At 60.7% G+C, this 21,952-nt stretch carries 20 protein-coding genes and 1 pseudogene; 10 read left to right on the forward strand and 11 right to left on the reverse strand.

What is annotated here, in order from left to right:
* Window positions 1–3: 3 nt before the first annotated feature.
* Window positions 4–918: a LysR family transcriptional regulator gene (locus tag AC3ITA_RS10270; protein WP_150725973.1), complete on the reverse strand. Its 915-nt coding sequence runs from the start codon at window positions 916–918 to the stop codon at window positions 4–6.
* 151 nt (window positions 919–1,069) lie between these two features.
* Between AC3ITA_RS10270 and speB the strand changes: the two genes are divergently transcribed.
* The 5 genes from speB to AC3ITA_RS10295 all read left to right on the forward strand — a co-directional run bounded on the left by speB (window position 1,070) and on the right by AC3ITA_RS10295 (window position 7,820).
* Complete coding sequence (gene speB / locus AC3ITA_RS10275; RefSeq protein ID WP_057714206.1) at window positions 1,070–2,071, forward strand: agmatinase; 1,002 nt, start codon at window positions 1,070–1,072, stop codon at window positions 2,069–2,071.
* Between the two features lie 53 nt (window positions 2,072–2,124).
* Complete coding sequence (locus AC3ITA_RS10280) at window positions 2,125–3,636, forward strand: aldehyde dehydrogenase family protein (protein WP_489280173.1); 1,512 nt, start codon at window positions 2,125–2,127, stop codon at window positions 3,634–3,636.
* Between the two features lie 242 nt (window positions 3,637–3,878).
* Window positions 3,879–5,453, forward strand: a complete 1,575-nt coding sequence (locus AC3ITA_RS10285; RefSeq protein ID WP_489280174.1) for a purine-cytosine permease family protein — start codon at window positions 3,879–3,881, stop codon at window positions 5,451–5,453.
* 2 nt (window positions 5,454–5,455) lie between these two features.
* The gene (betA, locus tag AC3ITA_RS10290; protein ID WP_095943763.1) at window positions 5,456–7,144 is read left to right on the forward strand and encodes a choline dehydrogenase; all 1,689 of its coding nucleotides are present in this window, start codon (window positions 5,456–5,458) and stop codon (window positions 7,142–7,144) included.
* Window positions 7,145–7,361: 217 nt separating this feature from the next.
* Window positions 7,362–7,820, forward strand: coding sequence for a GNAT family N-acetyltransferase (locus AC3ITA_RS10295; protein WP_414928105.1), 459 nt, complete (start codon window positions 7,362–7,364; stop codon window positions 7,818–7,820).
* 1 nt (window position 7,821) lies between these two features.
* On the opposite strand, the gene AC3ITA_RS10300 is transcribed toward AC3ITA_RS10295, so the two are convergent.
* Complete coding sequence (locus AC3ITA_RS10300; RefSeq protein WP_150671671.1) at window positions 7,822–8,139, reverse strand: NIPSNAP family protein; 318 nt, start codon at window positions 8,137–8,139, stop codon at window positions 7,822–7,824.
* 230 nt (window positions 8,140–8,369) lie between these two features.
* On the opposite strand from AC3ITA_RS10300, the gene AC3ITA_RS10305 reads away from it, so the two are divergent.
* From AC3ITA_RS10305 to AC3ITA_RS10325, 5 genes and pseudogenes are all read left to right on the forward strand, one after another.
* Window positions 8,370–9,032: an ATPase gene (locus AC3ITA_RS10305; RefSeq protein WP_095943766.1), complete on the forward strand. Its 663-nt coding sequence runs from the start codon at window positions 8,370–8,372 to the stop codon at window positions 9,030–9,032.
* A 67-nt stretch (window positions 9,033–9,099) separates the two neighbouring features.
* A complete protein-coding gene (locus AC3ITA_RS10310; protein ID WP_095943767.1) occupies window positions 9,100–9,438 on the forward strand; it encodes a hypothetical protein in 339 nt (112 codons plus the stop codon).
* Window positions 9,439–9,653: 215 nt separating this feature from the next.
* Entirely contained in the window at window positions 9,654–10,055 is a 402-nt protein-coding gene (locus AC3ITA_RS10315) for a DUF1801 domain-containing protein (protein ID WP_095943768.1), read from the forward strand.
* 184 nt (window positions 10,056–10,239) lie between these two features.
* The gene (locus tag AC3ITA_RS10320) at window positions 10,240–10,629 is read left to right on the forward strand and encodes a c-type cytochrome (RefSeq protein WP_095943769.1); all 390 of its coding nucleotides are present in this window, start codon (window positions 10,240–10,242) and stop codon (window positions 10,627–10,629) included.
* A gap of 99 nt (window positions 10,630–10,728) precedes the next feature.
* A pseudogene (locus AC3ITA_RS10325) lies at window positions 10,729–10,965 on the forward strand (agmatine deiminase family protein); the annotation flags it as partial.
* A gap of 148 nt (window positions 10,966–11,113) precedes the next feature.
* Here the strand turns inward: AC3ITA_RS10325 and AC3ITA_RS10330 are convergent.
* From AC3ITA_RS10330 to AC3ITA_RS10370, 9 genes are all read right to left on the reverse strand, one after another.
* A complete protein-coding gene (locus AC3ITA_RS10330) occupies window positions 11,114–11,542 on the reverse strand; it encodes a nuclear transport factor 2 family protein (protein WP_489280177.1) in 429 nt (142 codons plus the stop codon).
* A 2-nt stretch (window positions 11,543–11,544) separates the two neighbouring features.
* The gene (locus AC3ITA_RS10335) at window positions 11,545–12,279 is read right to left on the reverse strand and encodes an SGNH/GDSL hydrolase family protein (RefSeq protein ID WP_414928107.1); all 735 of its coding nucleotides are present in this window, start codon (window positions 12,277–12,279) and stop codon (window positions 11,545–11,547) included.
* Window positions 12,280–12,285: 6 nt separating this feature from the next.
* Window positions 12,286–12,858, reverse strand: coding sequence for a chorismate mutase (locus tag AC3ITA_RS10340; protein ID WP_095943772.1), 573 nt, complete (start codon window positions 12,856–12,858; stop codon window positions 12,286–12,288).
* A gap of 80 nt (window positions 12,859–12,938) precedes the next feature.
* Complete coding sequence (locus AC3ITA_RS10345) at window positions 12,939–13,229, reverse strand: DUF7693 family protein (protein WP_489280179.1); 291 nt, start codon at window positions 13,227–13,229, stop codon at window positions 12,939–12,941.
* A gap of 127 nt (window positions 13,230–13,356) precedes the next feature.
* Window positions 13,357–13,626: a PAAR domain-containing protein gene (locus AC3ITA_RS10350; RefSeq protein WP_095943774.1), complete on the reverse strand. Its 270-nt coding sequence runs from the start codon at window positions 13,624–13,626 to the stop codon at window positions 13,357–13,359.
* Window positions 13,623–15,302, reverse strand: coding sequence for a type VI lipase adapter Tla3 domain-containing protein (locus AC3ITA_RS10355; protein WP_095943775.1), 1,680 nt, complete (start codon window positions 15,300–15,302; stop codon window positions 13,623–13,625). Before AC3ITA_RS10355 ends, AC3ITA_RS10350 begins: the two co-directional genes overlap by 4 nt.
* On the reverse strand, window positions 15,299–17,323 hold the full coding sequence (locus tag AC3ITA_RS10360; RefSeq protein WP_095943776.1) for a T6SS effector phospholipase Tle3 domain-containing protein: 2,025 nt from the start codon (window positions 17,321–17,323) through the stop codon (window positions 15,299–15,301). Before AC3ITA_RS10360 ends, AC3ITA_RS10355 begins: the two co-directional genes overlap by 4 nt.
* 83 nt (window positions 17,324–17,406) lie before the next feature.
* Complete coding sequence (locus AC3ITA_RS10365; protein WP_489280182.1) at window positions 17,407–19,995, reverse strand: type VI secretion system Vgr family protein; 2,589 nt, start codon at window positions 19,993–19,995, stop codon at window positions 17,407–17,409.
* Window positions 19,996–20,236: 241 nt separating this feature from the next.
* Window positions 20,237–21,799, reverse strand: coding sequence for an amino acid permease (locus AC3ITA_RS10370; protein WP_489280184.1), 1,563 nt, complete (start codon window positions 21,797–21,799; stop codon window positions 20,237–20,239).
* Window positions 21,800–21,952: the final 153 nt, after the last annotated feature.

Genomic DNA, 21,952 nt, shown 5'->3' on the forward strand with positions numbered 1-21,952 from the left:
ACTTCACGGCTTGCCGGTTTTACGGGTGCTGGCGGCCAGGTCCTCGAGGAATGCCTGGAGGATCGGTGGCGGTGCCGTGCCGCGTCGGGTGATCACGTCGAACGGCGATTTCAAACGCAGACTTGCGGGTGCCAGTTGGTGCATCTCGCCGCTCTTGACCCACTGGGCGGCGAAGTGCTCAGGCAGAAAACCCAGATAGGCGCCGGAAATGATCAGGATCGCCGTGGCTTCGATGTTGTCCACGGTGGCGGCCGCCTTGCTCACGCCCAAGTGTTCGAGGTCGTATTGCTGCATGTAGCCGCGCACGACGATGCGCCCGGCAGCGACTTCTTCGAGCAGCTCCTCACCTTCGGCGTGGCTGCCGTACAACGGGTGACGCCGCCCGCAATACAAGCCCAGGGCTTCCTGGTACAGCGGTGATTGCAGCAACCCAGGCACATGGATCGGAAAGTGCCCGATGGCCAGGTGCAGGCGACCGTCGAGCACCCGCTCTTCGAGTTCCGCCGGGGTGCCGACGTACACGTTCAGGTGCACGTCATGGCCCCGGGAAACGAAGCGCTGGGTGGTGCGCGGGATCGGCGAATCCGGGTCGGTGATCGTGGTGTCGATGATCCCCAGGTTGAGCTTGCCGCTGATGTGCTGCTTGAGCACGTCGGCGTCCATGCAGAAGTTTTCCACCGCCGACAGCAGGCGCTGGGTGGCTTCATGAATCGCCACGCCTTGTTCGGTCAGGCGAAAGCCGCTGCGCCCGCGCTGGCAGAGTTTGACCCCGAGGCGGGTTTCCAGGTGGGTCATCTGTTCGCTGATGGTCGACTGCCCGGCATTGAGCGCTGCCTGCGCGGCCGAGAAACCACCGCAGCGCACAATCGTGGCAAACACCCTGAGCAGTTTCAGGTCGACATCGTGCAGCTGGATCATCTTGGGCCTCCGGCATGGGGATGCATCGGGAATACCGATATGAGTATCTGATGTTTAGCATTTTTTCCACGAAAACCTGCGCCCATAGTCTTTCCAACGGCGGTCGCCTTGCAGTCCGTCAAGCCGATAACAAGAAGTGGAGAGGCTAGAAATGTCGAACAACGGTTATGAATCCGGTCGCCTGAACCTGCCATTCGTGGGTCATTGCACCTTTGGCAAATCCCCGGTGTGCACCGATTGGGATGCACTGGATGCCGACGTCGCGGTGCTCGGCGTGCCCAACGACATGGGCACCCAGTGGCGCTCCGGCGCACGCTTCGGACCACGCGGGATTCGCGAAGCATCGACGCTGTTTTCCTTCGGCCACGCTGGCGCCTACGACCACGAAGATGACGTGATGTACCTCACTGCATCGGACGTGCGCATGGTCGACGTCGGTGATGCCGACATCGTCCACACCGACATGGCCACCAGCAACAAGAACACCGAATACGCCGTACGCAAGATCCTCGACGCCGGCGTGATGCCGGTGGTACTCGGTGGCGACCACTCGGTGCACGCACCAGTGATCAAGGCCTTCGAAGGCCGCGGCCCGATCCACATCATTCACTTCGATGCGCACCTGGATTTCGTCGACGAACGCCACGGTGTTCGCTACGGCCACGGCAACCCGCTGCGCCGCGCTTCGGAGATGAACCACATTGTCGGCATGACCCAGATGGGCATCCGCAACGTCTCGTCGTCCAACCGCGATGACTACGAAGCGGCCCATGAAGCCGGTTCAAAAATCCTCTCGGTGCGTGACGTGCGTCGCCTTGGCGTCGAAGGTGTTTTGGCGCTGATCCCGCAGAACATCAACTACTACATCACCATCGACATCGACGGTTTCGACCCGTCCATCGCTCCTGGCACCGGCACCCCGAGCCACGGCGGCTTCCTCTACTACGAAGTGCTGGAAATCATCCAGGCCCTGGCCAAGCGCAGCAAAGGCAACATCGTCGGCATGGACCTGGTGGAAGTGGCGCCGGTCTACGACCCGACCGGCATGACCTCGATCCTGGCCGCGCAACTGCTGCTCAACAGCATCGGTTTCATCTTCCACGAGCGTGGCAAGGTGCGGGCGGCCGCCGAGAGCGAAACCGCATCAGCCTGATCATCGAAACCAGTGACCCGGCAGGCTCTGACTGCCGGGCAGAGAGAATAAAAATGGACACGATCGTCAAAAGTTACCTGCAAAAATTCGGCGTCAGCGAAGCCACCCAGACCTTCTTCGGCAAGGTCCAGAAAATGTTCATCGGCGGCGCCTGGGTCGAAGCCAGCGATGGCCAGACCTCCGATGTGATCGAACCTTCGACCGAAGGCCTGATCACCCGCATTCCCATGGGCACCACCGATGACCTGGACCGCGCCGTGCAAGCCGCCCGCGCGCAGTTCGACGGCGGCGCCTGGCGTCAGGCCAAACCGGCGGAACGCGAGCGCATGATGCAGCGCCTGGCCGACCTGATCGAGCAGAACGCCGCGGAGCTGGCGGAAATCGAATCCATCGACATGGGCAAATCGGTTGCCTTCGCCAAGGACGTGGACATCCAGGGCACCGTCGATACCCTGCGTTACTTCGCCGGCTGGGCCACCAAGCTGCACGGCCGTACCGTCGAACCTTCGCTGCCGGGCAATTACCTGGCCTATACCCGCAAGGAAGCGGTGGGCGTAGTCGGCGCCATCGTGCCGTGGAACTTCCCGCTGCAAACCATGGCCTGGAAGCTCGGCGCGGCGCTGGCGACCGGTTGCACCGTGGTGGTCAAGCCCGCCGAGCTGACCTCGTTGTCGGCCCTGCGTTTCGCTGAACTGGTGCAGGAAGCGGGCATTCCCGATGGCGTGATCAACATCGTCACCGGGCGCGGCAGCGTGGTCGGTGCGGCCATGGCCACCCACCCGGGCATCGACAAACTGACCTTCACCGGCTCGACCCCGGTCGGCCAGACTGTCGGCCGCGCAGCGCTGGATGACATGAAGCGCCTGACCCTCGAACTCGGTGGTAAATCACCGGTCATCGTCTGCGCCGACGCCGACATCCCGGCCGCCGCCCAAGCGGTCGCCAACGGCGTGTTTTTCAACTCCGGGCAGGTATGCGACGCCGGTACACGGGCCTATATTCATAGCAGTGTCTACGACGAATTCCTGCGTGAACTGATCGCCTATACGCGCACCCTGAAAATCGCCCCGGGCCTGGATCCTGACTGCTTCATCGGTCCGCTGGTTTCGGCCCTGCAAAAGCAGCGTGTGACCGAGTACATCGAAACCGGCAAGGCCGAAGGCGCCGAACTGGTCTACGGCGGTCAACCGATCGATGGCCCTGGCTTCTTCGTCGAGCCGACCATCTTCGCCAATTGCCGCAATGACATGCGCATTGTCCAGGAAGAGATCTTCGGCCCGGTGCTGGTCACCGCACCGTTCGACGACGAGGAAGAAGCGCTGGCCCTGGCCAACGACTCGCCTTACGGCCTGGCGGCGGCACTGTATTCCAACGACCTGGGCAAGGTGCACAGCCTGATTCCACGCTTGAAAGCAGGTTCGGTCTACGTCAACGCCCACGGCACCCTCGACCCGTCGATGCCGTTCGGTGGCTACAAACAGTCCGGATTCGGCAAGGACCTGGGCGCCGAGCAGCTCGACTACCTGCTCGAAACCAAGGCGGTGTGGATCACGCTGCCAAGCTGACACGCCCCTTGTAGGAGCGAGCCTGCTCGCGATAGCGGTTTTTCAGCTGAAAGTGATGTGTCTGACACACCGCTATCGCGAGCAGGCTCGCTCCTACAGGTTTTGGTTTTTCCAATAAGGCATCTGCAACAACGCCAGGTAGGCACGGGTAACACTGGACCTGTGGCCCTTGCCACAGGGGAGTCGTTCACCCGAAAGAACGCGGTTATCTCGTCATGATCTTCCAACAATAAGAGTCCATCATGAACACTAACGCCAAGTCCGCCACGAGCGTGTCCAGCCTCGACGAAAAATCCGTCGTCGAGGGGCATTCGATTGATTTCATCCCCGAGAACGAGCGCACCGACAAGCTGTCGAGCCAAGGCCCGTTCTGGTTCCTCGGCAATTTCACCTTCTTCACCATGACCATCGGCTTCGTCGGCCCAAGCGTCGGCCTGACCGCGCTCTGGACTACGCTCGCCGGCACGCTGGGCATCATGTTCGGCACACTGTTTATGGCGTTTCATGGCTCGCAAGGCCCGCACCTTGGCTTGCCGCAGATGATCCAGTCCCGTGCGCAGTTCGGTTATCGCGGGGTGATCCTGGTGCTGCTGGCGACGCTGTTCGTGTTCGCCGGCTTCAACATCGTCAACCTGGTGCTGATGATGCAGGGGCTGCACACGTTGTTCGGGTTCAACCCGGCGGTGATCGCGGTGGCGGTGACCATACCGGCGGCAGTGCTGGCGATTCTCGGCCATGACTGGATGCACCGCAGCTTCAAATGGGCGCTGTACCTGTCGTTGCCGCTGTATGGCCTGGTGACCCTGGGGGTGGTGATGGGCTGGGTGCCGGATGCAGTGCTGCCGGCACTCGCGGAAGGCGAAGTGGCCCGCGAGCCGCTGGGTTTCAACTGGACCGGTTTCATCGCGCAGTTCGCGGCGGCCGCCAGCTACAACATCGCCTATGCGCCGTACGTGTCGGACTACTCGCGCTACCTGCCGAAAAATACCTCCAGCGGCAAACTGATCGCCGTGGTGTTCCTCGGGGCTTCGTTGTCCGGTGCATGGATGATATCCGTGGGTGGCTGGCTGGCCGATCACCTGCACTCCACTGACGTGCTGGTGGCCCTGGGGCAAGTCGGCAACACCGTGTCGCCGCTGGTGGGCACTGCGGTGGTAGTGGTCACCATCCTGGCGTTCCTGCCGGTGATCGCGATGAACATCTACAGCGCCAAGCTGACCACGCTGACCTGCGTCGACTCGATCAAGCACATCGAACCCACGCGCAAGGCACGCATCCTGGCCATCGGCTTCGTGATCCTGCTGCAACTGGGCGTGGCCCTGAGCATTCAGAGTTCCGGCAAAGGCCTGTCGGTGCTGGGGATCTACCTGGTGGTGATGCTGTACTTCCTGGTGCCCTGGACCTCGGTCAACCTCACCGACTACTTCTTCGTGCGCAAGGGCCGCTACGCCATCCCGCACTTCTTCATGCCCCACGGCAACATCTACGGCAGCTGGGGACTGCGCGGCATCGCCGCCTATGCCATCGGCTTTATCTCGATGATCCCGTTCTTCTACATCTTCGACGGCGTTGAACAACGCGAGGTGTATGTCGGCCCGCTCGCCAAGGCGCTGGGCAGCATCGACATCGCCTGGCTGGTCGGGCTGATCGTGTCGGGCGTGGCGTACTACTGGCTGAGCCGCTCGATCGACCTCAAGCGCGAAGAGGCGGTGATCCAGCAGATCGAGAAAAACTCCCCGCAATACACCACCGGCGACACGCTGACCCACAAACAGCAGCCACTGCCGGTTTTCACTGAATCGACGGTCGGGAGATGACCATGGTTACGCAAAAATACGACTACATCATCATTGGCGCAGGCTCGGCGGGTTGTGTGTTGGCCAACCGCCTGAGCGAAGACCCGGCCACCTCGGTGCTGGTCCTGGAATTCGGCGGCAGTGACAAGAGCGTAGTGATCCAGATGCCGAGCGCATTCTCGATCCCGATGAACACCAAGAAGTACAACTGGCGCTACGAGACCGAGCCGGAGACCCACCTCAACGGCCGACGCATCCACTGCCCACGGGGCAAGGTGCTGGGCGGCTCGTCGTCGATCAACGGCCTGGTGTACATCCGTGGCCACGCGCTGGACTTTGACGAGTGGGAATCCCTGGGTGCCGAAGGCTGGGGCTATCGCAACTGCCTGCCGTACTTCAAGCGCGCCGAGAGCTACGAGTCGGGCGGCGACAGCTATCGCGGGCAGACCGGGCCGCTGCACACCACCAACGGCAACCACATGAAAAACCCGCTGTACGGTGCCTGGGTCGAAGCCGGTGCCGAAGCGGGCTACATCAAGACCGAAGACTGCAACGGCTACATGCAGGAAGGTTTCGGTGCCATGCACATGACCGTGAAAAACGGCGTGCGTTGTTCCACGGCCAACGCCTACCTGCGCCCGGCCATGGGCCGTCCGAACCTGACGGTGGTCACCCATGCAATGACCCGCCAGATCATTCTCGAAGGCAAGCGTGCGGTGGGGGTCATGTATGACCACGGTGGCCAGACCCACCAGGTGTACTGCAACCGCGAAGTGCTGATCTCGTCGGGGCCAATCGGCTCGCCGCACCTGCTGCAACGCTCGGGCATCGGTCCGGCGGACGTCCTGCGCAAGGCCGGGATCGGCGTACGTCATGACCTGCCGGGAGTAGGGGAGAACCTGCAGGATCACGCCGAGGTGTACATCCAGTTCGGCTGCAAGGAGCCAGTGACCCTCAACAGCAAGATGGACCCGCTGAGCAAACTGATGATCGGTCTGCGCTGGCTGCTGTTCAAGGATGGCCTGGGCGCCACCAACCACTTCGAAGCCGGTGGTTTCATCCGCTCCGAGAAGGGCCTGCGCTGGCCGGACATTCAGTTCCACTTTCTGCCGGCGGCGATGCGATACGACGGCAACAAGCCGATCAAGGGCCATGGCTTCATGGTGCTGACCGGGCCGAACAAACCGAAAAGCCGTGGTTATGTGCGCGTGCGCTCGGCCGACCCGTACGAGCATCCGGAAATCCGCTTCAACTATCTGGAGCGGGAAGAGGACCGCGAAGGCTTCCGCCGCTGCATTCGCCTGACCCGCGAGATCATCGGCCAGAAAGCCATGGACCGCTTCCGCGACGGCGAAATCGCCCCGGGCGCCCAGGTGACCAGTGATGAAGACCTCGACGCCTTCGTGCGCGACAACCTGGAAAGCACCTACCATCCGTGTGGTTCGTGCCGCATGGGCGAGGACGACATGGCGGTGGTCGACTCCGAATTGCGCGTGCGTGGCATCGCCGGTCTGCGGGTGATCGATTCGTCGGTGTTCCCGACCGAGCCGAACGGCAACCTCAATGCGCCGACCATCATGCTTGCCGAGCGGGCCTCCGATCTGGTGCGTGGGGTGAAGATGCTGCCGTCAGCGGACGTGCCGGTGGGGTTGGTCGAGGGCTGGGAAAGCAGCCAGCGTACTTCGCTGCCAGGTCGTAACGTCCGCGTCTGACCGCAACCCGCAATCCAATGTGGAAATCTGAATCTAATGTGGGAGCGAGCCTGCTCGCGAATGCGATCTTCCCGTCAATACCTATGTTGAATGTGAAACCGCCTTCGCGAGCAGGCTCGCTCCCACAGGGATCTCGGTGCTTTCGGGAAAATAGTGCGTCGCTATTCCGTGGCCATTGCTAGTCTGTAATTCCTTGAGACCGCAATGGAGCACCCTCATGGCTATTCAGGCCCTGCGCGCCGACGCCTCGCACATCGACCAGATCGCCCCTTTGTTTGACGCCTACCGGATGTTCTACCAGCAGCCGTCAAACCTTTCGCAATCGCGCGCCTTCATCGCCGAGCGCATCGCCCGGGATGAATCGGTGATATTTCTTGCCCAGGACACCGTTGGTGAAAACCTCGGCTTCGTCCAGCTGTTCCCGACCTTTTCCTCGATCGACGCCCATCGCACCTGGCTGCTCGGTGATCTGTTCACCACGCCCGCCGCCCGGGGCAAAGGCGTCGGCACACTGCTGATGAACACCGCCCGGGATTTTGCGAAGCTGGCCGGCGGCAAAGGCATGACCCTGGAAACCGCCACCGACAACCTCACCGCCCAGCACCTGTATGAATCCCTGGGCTGGGTGCGCGACCCCGGTTACTACACCTACTGCCTGGATCTGAAAAAAGACTGAGTCAGCGATCCTGTTCGCCAAACACCGGCCGCATGAATGAACGCTCGTAGCTGAGGATGAATTTCCTGTCTTCGGCGTACTTGAACGCGGCGATGCACTCAGGATCGTTCATCGATTGCTGCCGGTAATGCTCGTACGTGGCCAGACTGGGGAAGGTGAACAGCGCCAGGGCGATATTGTTGGCGCCCTCCGAGGGCAAAAAGTAGCCGTGGTGCTGGCCGCCGAATTTTTCCACCAGGGGAATCCACAACTTGCCGTAGTGCTCGAATGCGTCGAGCTGGTAGGGATCGAGCACGTATTTCAGGTAGCAGGTCACCATTGTTTCGTTCCTTGATCAGGTTTTGAGGGCAGTCGCCACTGTAATCAACCGTGGGCGCCCGGCACAGCCGCTTATTCGACATTGACCGGTAAGTTTGCGCCAGAGGCATGCGCTGGCGCCGCTGCACTATTGGTTCAGTCAATAGTCACCATCAAGAATCGCAAGTTCTGTTTTTTGCGCAAAGGCGGAAAATTGCCTGCATTGAACACGCTGCTCAAGGAACCTGCGCGATGAAGATCTTGACCCGACTGGCTGTGATTGCCCTGTTGCTGGGCAGTGTTGCATCCACCGCATCGGCCTTTGCCGAAGACGCACGCACCTGCCATCTGTCGCCCATCACCGCTAGCCAGGGTGGGCTGCAATACGGGCAGACGGTCGGGGTGTTGTACAGCGAAAACACCGTGGAAAACCTGCAATACCTTGAGCAATACCACTCGGTGGCCGTCAACGGTGCGAAGAACGCACTGGATGCGCGGATTCGCCAGGCGTTCGTCGACAGCTCCGATCCGGACCTGGCCATCGAATGGCTGATGGGTTCGCTGCACCACACCTTTCTATCGGTGACCGTCTACGACAACCTCGATGCCCTGGTGCAGGCCCATCCCGATGTGGTGGTGATGCTCGATACTCATAACCAGTTGCTGACCCAGCGCAACGACCGGGTCGAGGCGCGTTTCGCCGCACGGTTCTACGACGCCAACCTGCAGTACATCGGCAAGGCCGAAGGCGCGGTGGAGAAACAACTGCCGTCGGTGTGGGTGCATGACAAGGCCGCGTCCGAGATCGCCGCGCAAATCGAACAGCAACGCGACCTGCAACTGACCGCGCTGAAACAGTTCGATGCGTCGTTGAAGGCGCTGGTAACCGCCGGATTGACCGCAGCAACAAATTAATCAGCCCGACGCCCATTGAGCGGCGGGCAAGCCGATCCACCGTTGATTTCTTTTCAGGACCTGATTCATGCGCACTGTTTTTGCCCCGACCCTGGCCTTCGTCTCACTGCTGCTGGCTGGTTGTGCCACGCCGAACGATCCGACGCTGACCTTGCAGACCAGCAAGTCACCCGAGGAGTACACCCATTGCGTGGTGCCGAAGTTGCAGCACGATGCGCTCTACCCAACGGTGTCGCAGACCCAGCGCAGCTACCGGATCGTCGTCCCGAGCAAAGTGGCGGCAGACAATGTGCTGGAAACCTATAAAGCCTCGAGCGGCGGCAAGGTGTTCCTGTACGAGCGCAAGCTGCTGGCCTCGGCGTTCGTGCCATCGACGTTCGAACGTGCGGCGCAGGAGTGTTTGTAAGCGCAGTTTCAGGCAAAAAAAAGCTGCCGGGACTGGCAGCAGAAAGATAAAGCACGCATTGGATGGCCTGAGTATGGCGTCAGCTTCATGACGATACGATGACAGGTAAGCAATGTTGAGCCTTGGGGTGCCATCAGTCAGCAGCGCTCAAAAAAATCTTCGAACACCGTCTACCCTCATCGGTCACAACCATCATGATGAGGGTGCAGACGGTGATGAAAACGGACAAGGTTGAAACAAACGAAGCCTCGGCGCTGATCGACGAGCGAATCCGGGAACTGGCCGACTGGCGCGGCGAAACCCTGGCCCACGTCCGCAAGATCATCCGCCAGGCCGACCCCGAAGTGATTGAAGAGTGGAAGTGGCGGGGTGTGCCGGTGTGGGCCCATGCCGGCATCATTTGCACCGGTGAGACCTACAAGCAAGTGGTGAAACTGACCTTCGCCAAGGGTGCTTCACTGGACGATCCGTCGAAGCTGTTCAATGCAAGCCTTGAAGGCAATACCCGGCGTGCCATCGATATCCGCGAGGGTGAGCTGATCGATGAAGTGGCGCTGGCGGCGTTGATTCAGGCGGCCATAGAGCTCAATACATCCCGAACCCAATCCAAAAAGTAAGCCAGTACACAGAACCCCTGTGGGAGCGAGCTTGCTCGCGATGAGGGAGTGTCAGTCGACATCGAAGGTGTCTGACAGATCGCTTTCGCGAGCAAGCCCGCAGTGAACCGTGCTCACCTGAGCTCTTGGGATATCTTCGGCTGTCATGTTCCAATAGCCGGCAATGTAAAACTGGAAACGTAACATGAAGAAAATCGCCACCCTGACCCTCAGCCTGGCGTTCACCGCAGGCCTGTTCAGCGCGCCTGCCTTTGCGGCCGGCGATGTCCAGGCCGGGGAGAAAGTGTACAAGCGCCTCTGCAGCGGCTGCCACCAGATCGGCGAATCGGCTCGCGCCTTTTTCGGCCCGCAACTCAATGGCGTGATCGGTCGCCAATCTGCCGTGACCACGGACTACGTGTATTCCGATGCGATGAAATCCGCCAACCTGGTCTGGAACCGCGAAACCCTGATCGCTTACCTCGAAGCACCGAAGAAAGTCGTGCCCGGCACCCGCATGATTTTCTGGGGCCTCAGTGATCCGGAAAAAATCGAAGACCTGCTGGCCTTCCTGCAAACCTTCCCGGCGCAATGATCACGCTGTGGTCTGCTGCTCGGCCGCCAGGTTGTCCACCAGCCACTCGGTGAAAGCTCGCACCATCGCGATGTTTTCGCTGTCACGGTGGGTCAGCAGCGCCAAAGCCGGTTCAGCAAAGACAATCAGGACTTCGCCGCCGGCTACATCAACTACTTCGTGATCAACGGCGCAATCATCGCCCCGCAATTCGGTGACAGGAAAGCGGATGCCAAAGCCTTCGACCTGCTGTCCGAACTCTACCCGGACCGCGAAGTGGTGCAGCTCGACATCGACGCGATCTCTGCCGGTGGTGGAGGGATTCACTGCGTGACCCGTCATCAGCCGATGGTGTGATGGCTACATGTGTACGTAGAACCTGTCCCTGTACCTGTAGGAGCGAGCTCGCTCGCGATGGACTAAAGAGCGCCGCGATTATCCAGATTCCCCGCGTATTCGTTAACGACCATCGCGAGCAGGCTCGCTCCTACAAAGGGGCATGACGTCAGGCTTTCGTGGCCTTCAGATAAGCCCCGAGGCGCCGCCCCATTTCCTCACCCAACGCCTGCAAGCCACTGAGCGGTCGCACCATCACTTCAAACTCGACAATCCTGCCCTGTTCGTTGAAGCGGATCATGTCGATGCCCTTCAGCTCTTTCCCGCCGACCCTGGCGCTGAATTCGAGAATCACGTTCAAACCATCCGCCGTCGCCAGCTCGCGGTGATAGGCAAAGTCCTCGAACACGTTCATGACCGTGTTGAGGATCATCGACACCACCGGCGCCCCCGGATACGGCGTGTGCGCCATCGGCGAACGGAACACCGCCTGCGGATCGAGCAGTTCGGGCAAGGCGCTCAAGTCGCGGCTGCCGATCATCGCGTGCCACTGCTTCAGGGACGCTGCGACGTTGTGGTTCAGGTTCAGCTCGGACATCTTCAACTCCTGTTTTTTATTGTGGTGGTGCGAAAGCGTTGGTCGATGACCCTGGCGGCATCGTCGGCCCACTGGCGGTAGAGCATCGGCCCCGGATGAAAACCATCGCTGGCCATCAGGCCCGGCTCGGGCGCCAGCGGGGTAGTCAGCATCGTACATTGATCCAGGCATGCGGCCAGATCCGCCAAATGTGCATTGAAACGCCGCGCCCTGAAACCCAGGAACCAGCGCAAGGGCTGCGGCAGCGCGGGGAACAGATGCATCGGCGGAAGCGGCGACACCACGATCTGCCTCACCGCGAACTTGTCACACAGCAGCGCCATCAAGCGCCGTTGCCGAGCGAGCCACTGATCCAGGGTGAGTGAGCTGGTGACATCGTTGACGCCGATCGACAACAGCGCCACATCGAACGGCTCGGGGTCGTGCTGCTCGAGCAGCTCCAGCAACCCTTGGGAATCCAGACCCGAGCGCGCCCAGAGTTTCCACGAAACCTGGTAATCATCGGCCAGGCGCGCGACCAGTCGACCGCAGAGGGCTTCATCCTGAGTCAATGCGCCCACACCCGCAGCGGCGCTGTCGCCGACAATCAACAAGCGTAGAACCTCGCCGCTGCCGGATTCGCCGTGGCGTTCACCTTCGGCCTCCGGCAACTTCGGCGTCACGCGCCGCGTGTACAGACCCTGCGCCAGCAACAACGGGCCGAGCAGGATTTTGGCGAGGGTTTCAGTGTGGCTCATTAGAGGTTATCGCCCCACAACGCACAACTCCCCGGTCGCACGAATCATCGCCTGGCCATGCAGGTAATCCTTGATCAGCGCGGAGCGTTCGGTGGCCAGCCATTGCGGGCAGTTCGGGTCATTGCGGTAGGGCAGGAACGCGGAGTACTGCGTGAGCAGCTGGTTTTGCAGAGTGTCGAGCTTGGGCCGGATGTCGTTAACGAGGTCCGGCCGTGGCGTGTCCGGCGCCTTGTGCGCCGCTTGCCATTGTGCGATTCGGCCGTATTGCACCAATTTGCTGGCTTCGATCTGGGCGGCGATCAGGTCGGCGACATCGTCGGGGTCAAGCTGGTGCTGGGCTGCCTGCTTCCTGGCGTTGGCGATGACTTGCGCTTCCCGGGCGTTGTCCTGGACCGGTTTACCGCTGTCCCACTTGGTCAGCGCCACCAGCTCGCTGATGTTCAACCGCTCATTCATCGTTGCCAGCAAGGGTTGCAAGGCATCGGGCGCCGGGGGCGTCGTGCCGGCCTGGGCGCCGCCAGCGAACAAGCCGAGCAGGGCGCAGGCCAGCCAGTGCGGCAAGCATGGGGAACGGTGCATGGGCAGAACCTCCTTGGACGTAAAAACACTCCGGCTTGTGTATCACAAGTGCGGCCAGGGAACGACAGGTTGCGAAGGATTCAGGTTAGCAGCCGTTCAATCTGCGCCAGCTCCCAGGTGCTGAGCAGACTCACCGGGTCGGTGCCGAAGCGCTGCCCGTTGTCGAACACATATTCACGGCCATCGGGGCTTTGGCCGTGCAGGCAGTGGCGCAAGTGGCCGGCGTCGACCTCCAGTGTCAATTGCCAGCCGTCGATCTCGACCCGTACCTCGCCAGACTCGCCAGCGTCGTCGACTCGCTGGAAGGTGCAAATGCCTTGGGCGGCATCGCGCAACGGCTGGTAAACCTCGCGGGCGGTGAGGGCGGGCACAGGTGTCTCCGGGGTGAAATCGGGGAGGCACAGAATAGATCATCGGTCCGCAAAAAAAACCGATTGATGAAGCCGGGATTTGACGCGGGGAGCTGCCCCGCAACAAAGAGATAGCCCGGTATTTCGTCTAGACCACCTGCACATTCCGAGCTGTGCCCGCCACGGCATGACAACCGCAGGCCAGGAGATGGCCCTGCAATACGACGGGAATGCCGTTCATACGCCGGCGCGGATGCCCTTCGACGAAGGCAAACTTGCCCAGATGAAGTGGGCATGTAGCCTTGTCGCCCAGCACCGCCGGTGTTTTTCCATTGAGGGTGTGTGTGCCTTCGAGCTGGCAGGAGACGACGGTGCCGCCACTGCTGGTGGCATCGCCCAGGCAAATGGGATGGCTCATGGTTTATTTCCCGGCATGCGAAACCTGAACGGGTCGGCGCCGTGGGTTTGCTGGTTTTTCGTTTTGCGGGCTTCGTCCGGCGGGCGGACCATTTGTACGGTGACGCTGCCGTCTTCGCCGGTGTACACCACCGCGCTGACACCACCCTCTTGATAGCTGGCAATCGTGGCGAGGTTGATTTTGACCAGGGCGCTACTGACGCCGGTGTTGCCCAGGCGCCGACCGATGTCGTAACCCTCGTCGACATTGCCCAACGCCAAGCCGGATCCATCGTTGTTCAGGCTGTGCAGCGCGAGGGTCAGGGCGACTTCGCCAGCAGTGTTGTCGGTGCTGTCGTAAAACACCCGTGCCGGTTTTTCACCCTCGGGCAGGGTTTGCAGTGCCTGTAGCCAGCCTGCTTGCAGCGCCTTGGCCTCTAACGCAGGCTTGAGCGGTTTGCCGTTGTCGTCGTGCATCGAGACTTTGATCGGGCGGTGCAGGTAGCCCAGGACCGGGGCTTTATCGAACTCTTTGACTTGATGCTCGGCCCAGCGCACCGGTAGCCATGCAGAGGGTTCGAAATGGCCGGGGCCTCGGTTGCTCAGGGTTTGCCAGAGGGTGGGGAGTTGGGATTGCCAGTAGGTGGAGGACATGGTGCTGGGGGCATTTGGTTCTTCCACACCTCTTGCCCGCTCAGCATTTTCATACCAATCGATGAATGCAGCATCACGATTCCAGTAGTACGCCCACAATTTGCCCATGTCGGTATTTTTGTTCTGGTTGTCCTCTGAGTCCTGGGTGGCAAAGGGGCGGATGTAACGGTCTACTCGATCAGAACGGGTGACCAGCAGACCTGTCGTGCTTCCGAAAACAGTTGGAACGGCCTGGACGCTTTGCAAGCCGGGTGTACCTTGCTTTCGGTACAAATTTCGGGACACATCGCCATCTTTGCTAACGATCAGTGCCTGCGGGACCTGTGGGTTGTCGTCAAAAAAAACAAAGAGTCGTTCGATTATTGCTTGTGCGTGGGTAGTGTTTTCGCTGTCCTGCCAGAGGAACTGCGTAACACCCAGAGTCGCAGCATTGCGACCAGAGTTGATCAGATCAGCAGCTTCGTAGCCTTTTTCATATGGATTTGGTGGCCCCAACGCAAACACCGGGATTGGCCAGTAGGCCACTGAGTCGCTGGCCGAATATTGGAACGCGGCCCGGGTGCCAAGACGACTGGAGTTCCCTCTGGATGTTAATGAGGCCTTGTAATCCTTAGAGTCCTTCGAAAAAATCGAAGCAAAGTTGTCTGCTTTTTTCTCGATTTTTTGCCACACCGATGATTGATACCAGCCTTGCACAGCGAGCCCTACTCCCCGTATTTCCAACGCATAGGTGCGCTCCTGGGTAGCGATGTGCTCAGCTCTTTCGGCCATGACTTTTGATTTGTAGGTCGCGAGTTCTGCCTCTTCATAGGCTACGACCTTACCAAACCAGTGCCCGCTATAGGCCAACACTAGCGCGCCAAAAATACTCGCCACTCCCCAACGCATAATGGCTCCCATGTCCCTGAGCTCCCTGTTTTCAGCCTGTGCTGTGTAGATAATGACGAGTAAAAAACCAAGCCAAATAGCTATCAGTATCCCCGCAGCCCAGAGATAGCCCTTCAGCTTTGGCCGCATTGATTTGTCCTGCTGGCGATCCCTCATGCACCTTTTCCCTTCGAGCTGATAATTAGTGCAGGCGGTGTCAGCGAAACCAGCTCAGTTGAGGGAAACTTACCCTTGTCGTAATACTGATAGCTGGCCTGTACCAACGCCCGCGCCTTTGCACTAAGTCGAGACCAACCCAGAAAACTGCTGACTTCTTTAAAGCGCTCTTTATCGATTCTCCAATCCGCAATCGCCACCAACACTTCCCGCATCACTGGGTCATCCAGGCACCTGGCCTGCCCAATCGCAACATCCATCGCCGTGACCCAGCGATGGTTCTCCGGGCTGCGCAATACTGCCGAGTGATAGCTGTTGTCAGTCCATTCCTTCTGGTCAACCTGCATGCGCGCACGGATTTCGTTAGGGGTTTCCTCGCGGTAGATGCGGTAGTGGTCCTTACGATTGAGCATCGGGTTGCCGGACACTGGCGTCTGGCGCAGGGCCCGGGTCTGGTCGTCCGGCTCTTTGCCGTGATTCCAGCGAATAAGCCCTTCGTCCAGGTCGAGTCGCTGGTCAATGTTGGTCACATAAATCCATTTGAACGAGGCACCGGGGTTGCCCAATGCAGCGTTCTGCGACACCGCATCCGGTCGATCCTTTCCTGCCTCATGGGTAGACCCGGTCACGGCTTCGCCGCCAAACATCTGCGGCGCATGGGGTGGGTGCAGTTGTTCGGCATTGATGTTGCGCGTCTGGCCTTCACTGATCCCGGCTTGCGAGGCTATCGCGGCCACTGACCAGCCACCGGGATAGCGCGGCTCCCCCTCGGCGCGCGTGAAGTCCGGTTGCGGGGCTTTGCCCACGAGGACCGGTTCGCCGTTGCGCAAGCGCTTGGTCCACAGGCGCTGGTAGAAACGCATGGATTGCAACGCGGTCATGGCCGGCTCGCCTTGGGGCAGCTCGTCCGGCACGCCGTAGGTGCCGATGCCTTGCACATCATCCAGTGCCACGGTGGTGTCGTCCGGGCAGAAATACAGGTACACCTTGCCGCGGTTGTCGCGTTCGGGAAACACCAGGGTTTTCCCGTCGGCCCCCAAGCGCTGGCCTTGTTCGGGTGACCAGCGCGGCCCCGTGCGACCGCCATAACCCGGCAGGCCACAGCGCAGGGCACTGAGGGGTGGTTGCGCATGGGGGGATTGGGTGGTGTGTTGCACGATGTCGATCAGGGTTTGCAGGGTTCGCAAATTTTTCGGCGTCGCGTCAGGCAGTACCGAATAGGGCGAGGCCACCATGATGGCGCAGTCGGCGCAGCGTTCACCGCGATCCACCAGCATGGCCTGGGCGAGCAAGGTGATCAGCGTGCCCTGGCTGTGCCCCATGATGGTGATGGTTTCATCGGGGGACACGCGGCGAATCTCGCTGACCAGCATGGCCAGCCGGGTCGCCGCGAGCACGAAGTAACGCCGGTTCGGCGCCTTGCCCATGTACAGGGAATTGGGCATGGTGGGTTGAACCCAATGGCGCAACCATTTGGCGAAACCCTCTTCGTACATCTCCAGCAGATTGTTGGTGGCGTTAGCAAAAAATCCGCCACCCTTGGCGAAATGTCGGTCCAGACGGTTGTCGAACCGGTCCTGGAATTGATTGCGTAGCCGGGCCGGGTCGCCATTTTTGTCGCGTTTGATTTCGCCGGGTTCGGCCCGGTAGCCCCAATAAAACGGAATCATCAGGCTGCGGGTCTTGGGGGCGTTTGTATCGCGCTGGTAGAGGTAAGTGTCCGGATCATCGAGCGCAGCCTTGTGCTCATCCTCCCGCAACTCAGGTGGTAACGCTTCAGCCGCACTGTAATCAGCCCCATACCGCCCCGCCTTCAAATCCGGCCGATCCAGCCGCTCGTTAACCCCCTGGCACAACCCGGTTTCCACCGACTCATAGGACGCCCCGGGATCATTCACGCCGTGCAGGAAAATCACCACGCCGGGCAGGTCTCGCGGCACAGCGACGTTGCGATCCGTGGATCGATTCGGCAGCAAACGACTCCTGCTTGTCGCGATCACAGTGTTGTCCATGTAGTTCATGTGTTCCACATCCTTCTGAAATCTTGCTCTTCCCGCCAAGCCATAGAGGAGCACTATCCTTTTATCGAGAGACTTCAAAGTCCTCAGTTTTCGTCGCTATTGGCGTCCGTCCCTTTGCTGCTCGATCCGGGGTTCGCGGTCTGGGGCGATTCACTGCGAAATACCTCGAGACCGGCGAATTGCATATCTGTTCGCTGAAGCAACTCGGTGAGGCCATCAGTACCCGTGATGCCTTGCACCAGGCTGCCGTCTTCCAATGCGACTTTGTAAGCTTGGCCTTGAGCAATTGCGGTTGGATCACCTTCATAGTGCAGTCGATGCCGTTGGTCAGCGCCGTCCCGTCCGAAAACAGGAATGGCGGCACTGTCGGTCTTCGGCCCCACCCAGTCATGCTCGCCGGCATGCACAATGGCCTTGCCCTGCGTCCCGATCTCGACCCCGCCGCCGATCCTGATGTAGCTGCCGTCATCGGCCACCAGGCGGATGGTCGGGGCGGTGACGAGCACCTCGCCTTCGGCCGCCGACAGGTGCAGGTTCTTTTGTGCGTTGAGCACCATGTCGTCGTCCTGGGCTTGCACCCGCACCTGGCCGCGATTGGCGATGGCGCTGATGCCCTCGTCCTGGGCGAAGGCGCTGATCCCTTTGCCGGCGTGCAGACGCATGGCCGCGCCGCTGGTCAACTGCAGGTGGTCCTGGGCGGTGGTGTCGTGGTTTTCACCGGCGTAATGCACCTGCGAACGCGGTGTGGCGCTGGCAATGCCGGCTTCAGCCGCCACTGCGACCACCGGCTCGCCCGGACTGTTGCTCTCGGGCGCCGGCCATTGACTCAACGACTGGCGTAACGCCTCGATGCCCTGGGTGTCGACCTGCCGACTGCCACGGGCAGCGGCGGTCTGGCCGAGGGACTGGAACAGCTCGCCGCACTCGGCCAAGAGCGTGAGCAGTTCTTCGCGGTCCAGCTGTGAGCCCTGCGCATCGCGGCGAGCGTAGGTGGTCAACAACATCCCTTGGGCCGCCCGCAGGGCAATCGCGGCATCGCTGCGCAATTCGGCGCCCTGGCCGCGCGCCTGGGCCTGTCCATCGGTTCGCGGGGTGACGAGTTTGCCCAGATTCAGCGCCGTGGCCTGATGGGTCGTGGCCAGTCGGGCGCGCAGCGCGCCGGGGGTATCGTCGAAGAGCAGTTCGTTGAAGCCCCTGCCCTGATGTTCGCGGGTCTGGATCCCGGATAAGGTGCGATTGCCCGGCAACCCCGTGGCGTTGCTGAAGTGCGGCGGAACATGGTCGGCGTTGTAGAGCACCGACGTCACCAGGGGGCGGTCGATGTCGCCACCGAGGAACGTGACCAGCACTTCCTGACCGATGCGCGGCAAAAACTGATGGCCGAAGCCGGTGCCGCCACTGGGCATGGCGACCCTCAGCCAGGTCGTGCCTTGCGCCGCATCCTGCTCCCGCTGCCAATGAAAGCGCACTTGCACGCGGGCCATCTCGTCGGTAAACACCTCCTCGCCTTTCGGGCCCACCACAATGGCGGTGAGCGGCCCGGAAATCGTCGGCCGGGGCGTCATGATCGGTGGGCGATACGCAATCTTGTGGCGGATGCAGACGAAGGTGTTGTCGTAGCTCGCCGGTTGATCCGTCAGGTAGTTGTTGCGGCCTCGGTGCTCCACCTTGAGCAGGAGGAACTGGCGATCATCCACGGGATCACGGTCGTGATCGAAGTGCTCGGTCAGTTCGAAGGTGTAACCGGGCAGCATGGCGCGACAGTTGCTGGCGCCCTGAAATGTCTTGGCCTGTACCTCCAGGGCTTCGAGTCGATGACGCACCAGTGCTTCGCCATCGGCGGGTATCCCGTGGCTGTAGTGACCGGGAAAGTCGTAGATTTCGTAGGCGGGGACCTCACCTTGGGCGTTGAGGCTGGGCATGCTCACCGGCAGCGGGTTGCGCGGCTGGCGGTAGTCGAACGTCTGGATGGCCATCTTGCCGGATTGCAACTCCCGGTGGCTGCTCCATTGGGTGATCGAGTCGGCGGTCTCGGTGACCGAAGCGCTGTGGTAGCGGATCCGTGGTTGCCGGGCCAGCGGCTCAAGGTGGCGGGAGTGATCGGTGATGATCAGGCGGTGTTCTTCCTTCGAATGATCGAAGTAGAAAAACAGACCCTCACGTTCCAGCAGGCGCAAGACGAAATCCAGATCGCTCTCGCGGTATTGCGTGATGTAGCTGTGGGACCTGAGCGGCTGCTCCAGACGGAACTCGAACCCGGGCAGCACGCCATAGTGGGCGAACACCGTGCGCAGGATGTCTTCGACGGTTTGCTCTTGAAAGATCCGCGAGTCGAAGCGGCGCGACAGCATCCACAGCCAGGGGCTCAAGGTGGCCGAATAGTAAGCCAGGCCACCGTCACTGTTCTGCAGGCTGAAGCGACTGATGTAACCGTGAATGTAGCGCGCCTCGCCGCACGCCAGTTCAATCTCGAGCGACGCCGGTTGCCCCATCAGAGACTTGAGCTCCAGCCGGGCGTCCTGACTGATCAGTGACAACTCGAAACTGAACAAGGTCGACAGACCTTCGGAACCGTAAAACTCCTCAAGCAGAAGTTCCTGATGGTCTTTGAACGGGGAGATGAAGCTGATCAGGCGGCGGTTTTGTGGCGAGAATATTTTTGTCAGTTCCATTAACAAGCTTCCTGCGACATAAGCAACCCGTGTTCGCCCCCCAGGATTTGTTATGTCCTTGCTCCTGGGGAAACACTGAAACGGGCATTTAAGGCGCTTATGCAATAGCTCGTATGTAGGATCTGTCCTGTTTTAGGTGCGGAAATTTCGCCGCTATGTTCCCGTCTTGAAAGAAGTGATTGTCTGGTCCTGAAACCGAAATAGGCCGATTTCCGGACCAGACGAACGTGCACAGCTGTAATCAGCTCCCCGCAGGCTTGTCCAGCGCCGCCTCCGCCGCGGCAATTTCCGCCTGGCGCTTGACGATCATGTCGCCCACCGGCGGCCCCTGGAAGCGCCGCGCTTCAAATCCGAACCAGACGATGGCCGTCAGCACCAGAAAGCCGATGGTGATGTACAGCGCCCAATCGTTCGGTGGCTGGATGCCGATGACGAAAATGATGATCATCGACAGGATCGAGAGAATGGCGAACACCGAGTACCAGAAACGCCCCATGTTCCACGGCCCCATGGTCGACCACTTCGACGTCCCGAAGGTAAACAGGCCGAGCGCGATGGGAATGGCGAAGGAGAAGAACAGGAAGATCACCGTGCAGGACACCACGATCGTATAGACCGGCGTTGCCCCGACCGAGATCACCGACGATCCCCAGTCGAACAACACCGCGAGAGTGGCACCGGTCCAGATGGCCGCGACCGGGCTGCGATGGGTCGATGAGACCGAGGACAGCGCTTTTGAGCAGGGCAGGCCACCGTCCCGGGAGAACGCGAAGATCATCCGTGAAACCGAGGTAACGGTGGCCAGCCCGCAGAGCACCTGCGAAATGAAGATCGCCACGAAAAGCACCAGTTTCAGTGTCGGGTTGACCTGGGTGTTCATGGCCCAGAAAAACACGTTCCAGCCTTGCTTGGCCGCCTCGTCCATGTTCGGCAGCATCAGCACGAACGCGCTGAGCATCAGCCAGCCGAACAGCAACGACCAGACCACCGACATGACCATGCCGCGCGGCACCGACATGGCCGCGTTGCGGGTTTCCTCGGAGGTATGCGCGGAGGCGTCATAGCCGGTGATGGTGTAGATCGGCAACAGCAGGCCGAGCATGAAAACCCAGCCGTTGGAGACCTGCGGCCAGACGCTGCCGCCCGCCTCGCCGGAATAGTTGCCGAAGGTCCACAGCCGCGCGAATTCATAGCTGGGTGCCGACATCAGGCAGACGATGGTCAGGGCCAGCGCCGTGGCGAAGATCAGGTAGCCGGAGAAGTCAGTGAGTTTGGCCGTCAGGCCGATGCCCAGGTGGTTGCACAAGGCCTGCAGGCCGGTGAGGATCGCCAGGAAAATCACCCGGACCGTGGTCGTGTCCTCCATGCCCAGTGCCGGTCCGAAGGCCCCGAAAAAGAAGTAATAGGTGCCGACATTGATTGCGCCCAGCACGGTGACCAGCCCCAGCAGGTTGAACCACGCAGTCAGCCAGCCGGTGAAGCGGTTACCGAGAATCGAGCCCCAGTGGTACAGGCCGCCGGCGGTGGGGTAGGCCGAGGAAATCTGTGCCATGGCCATGGCGAATACCCCGGAGATCAGGCAACCGATCGGCCAGCCGATGCCGATGGAGATGCCACCCGCGCCGGAGGTGCCCTGGGCCAGTGAGTTGATGCCACCCGAGAGGATGCAGATGATCGAAAAGGAAATGGCGAAGTTTGAGAAAACCCCCATTCGTCGTGAGAGTTGCTGGGCATAGCCCATGCTGTGCAGCACCTTGACGTCATTGTCTTGCGCTTCGGTGCCCGGCTGGCTTGCTGGGTTCATGATGTGTGCCCCTTCAGGTTTTGGACAGGCCGAACTGAGCCGCCGTAGGCTCGACCTTGGTTTTCTGTAGGAGCGAGCCTGCTCGCGATAGACTTGAGGATGACGCGGGGTATCAGGCTCCCCGCGTCATCGTTAACGTCCATCGCGAGCGAG

Source organism: Pseudomonas sp. GL_090 (assembly GCF_057837765.1).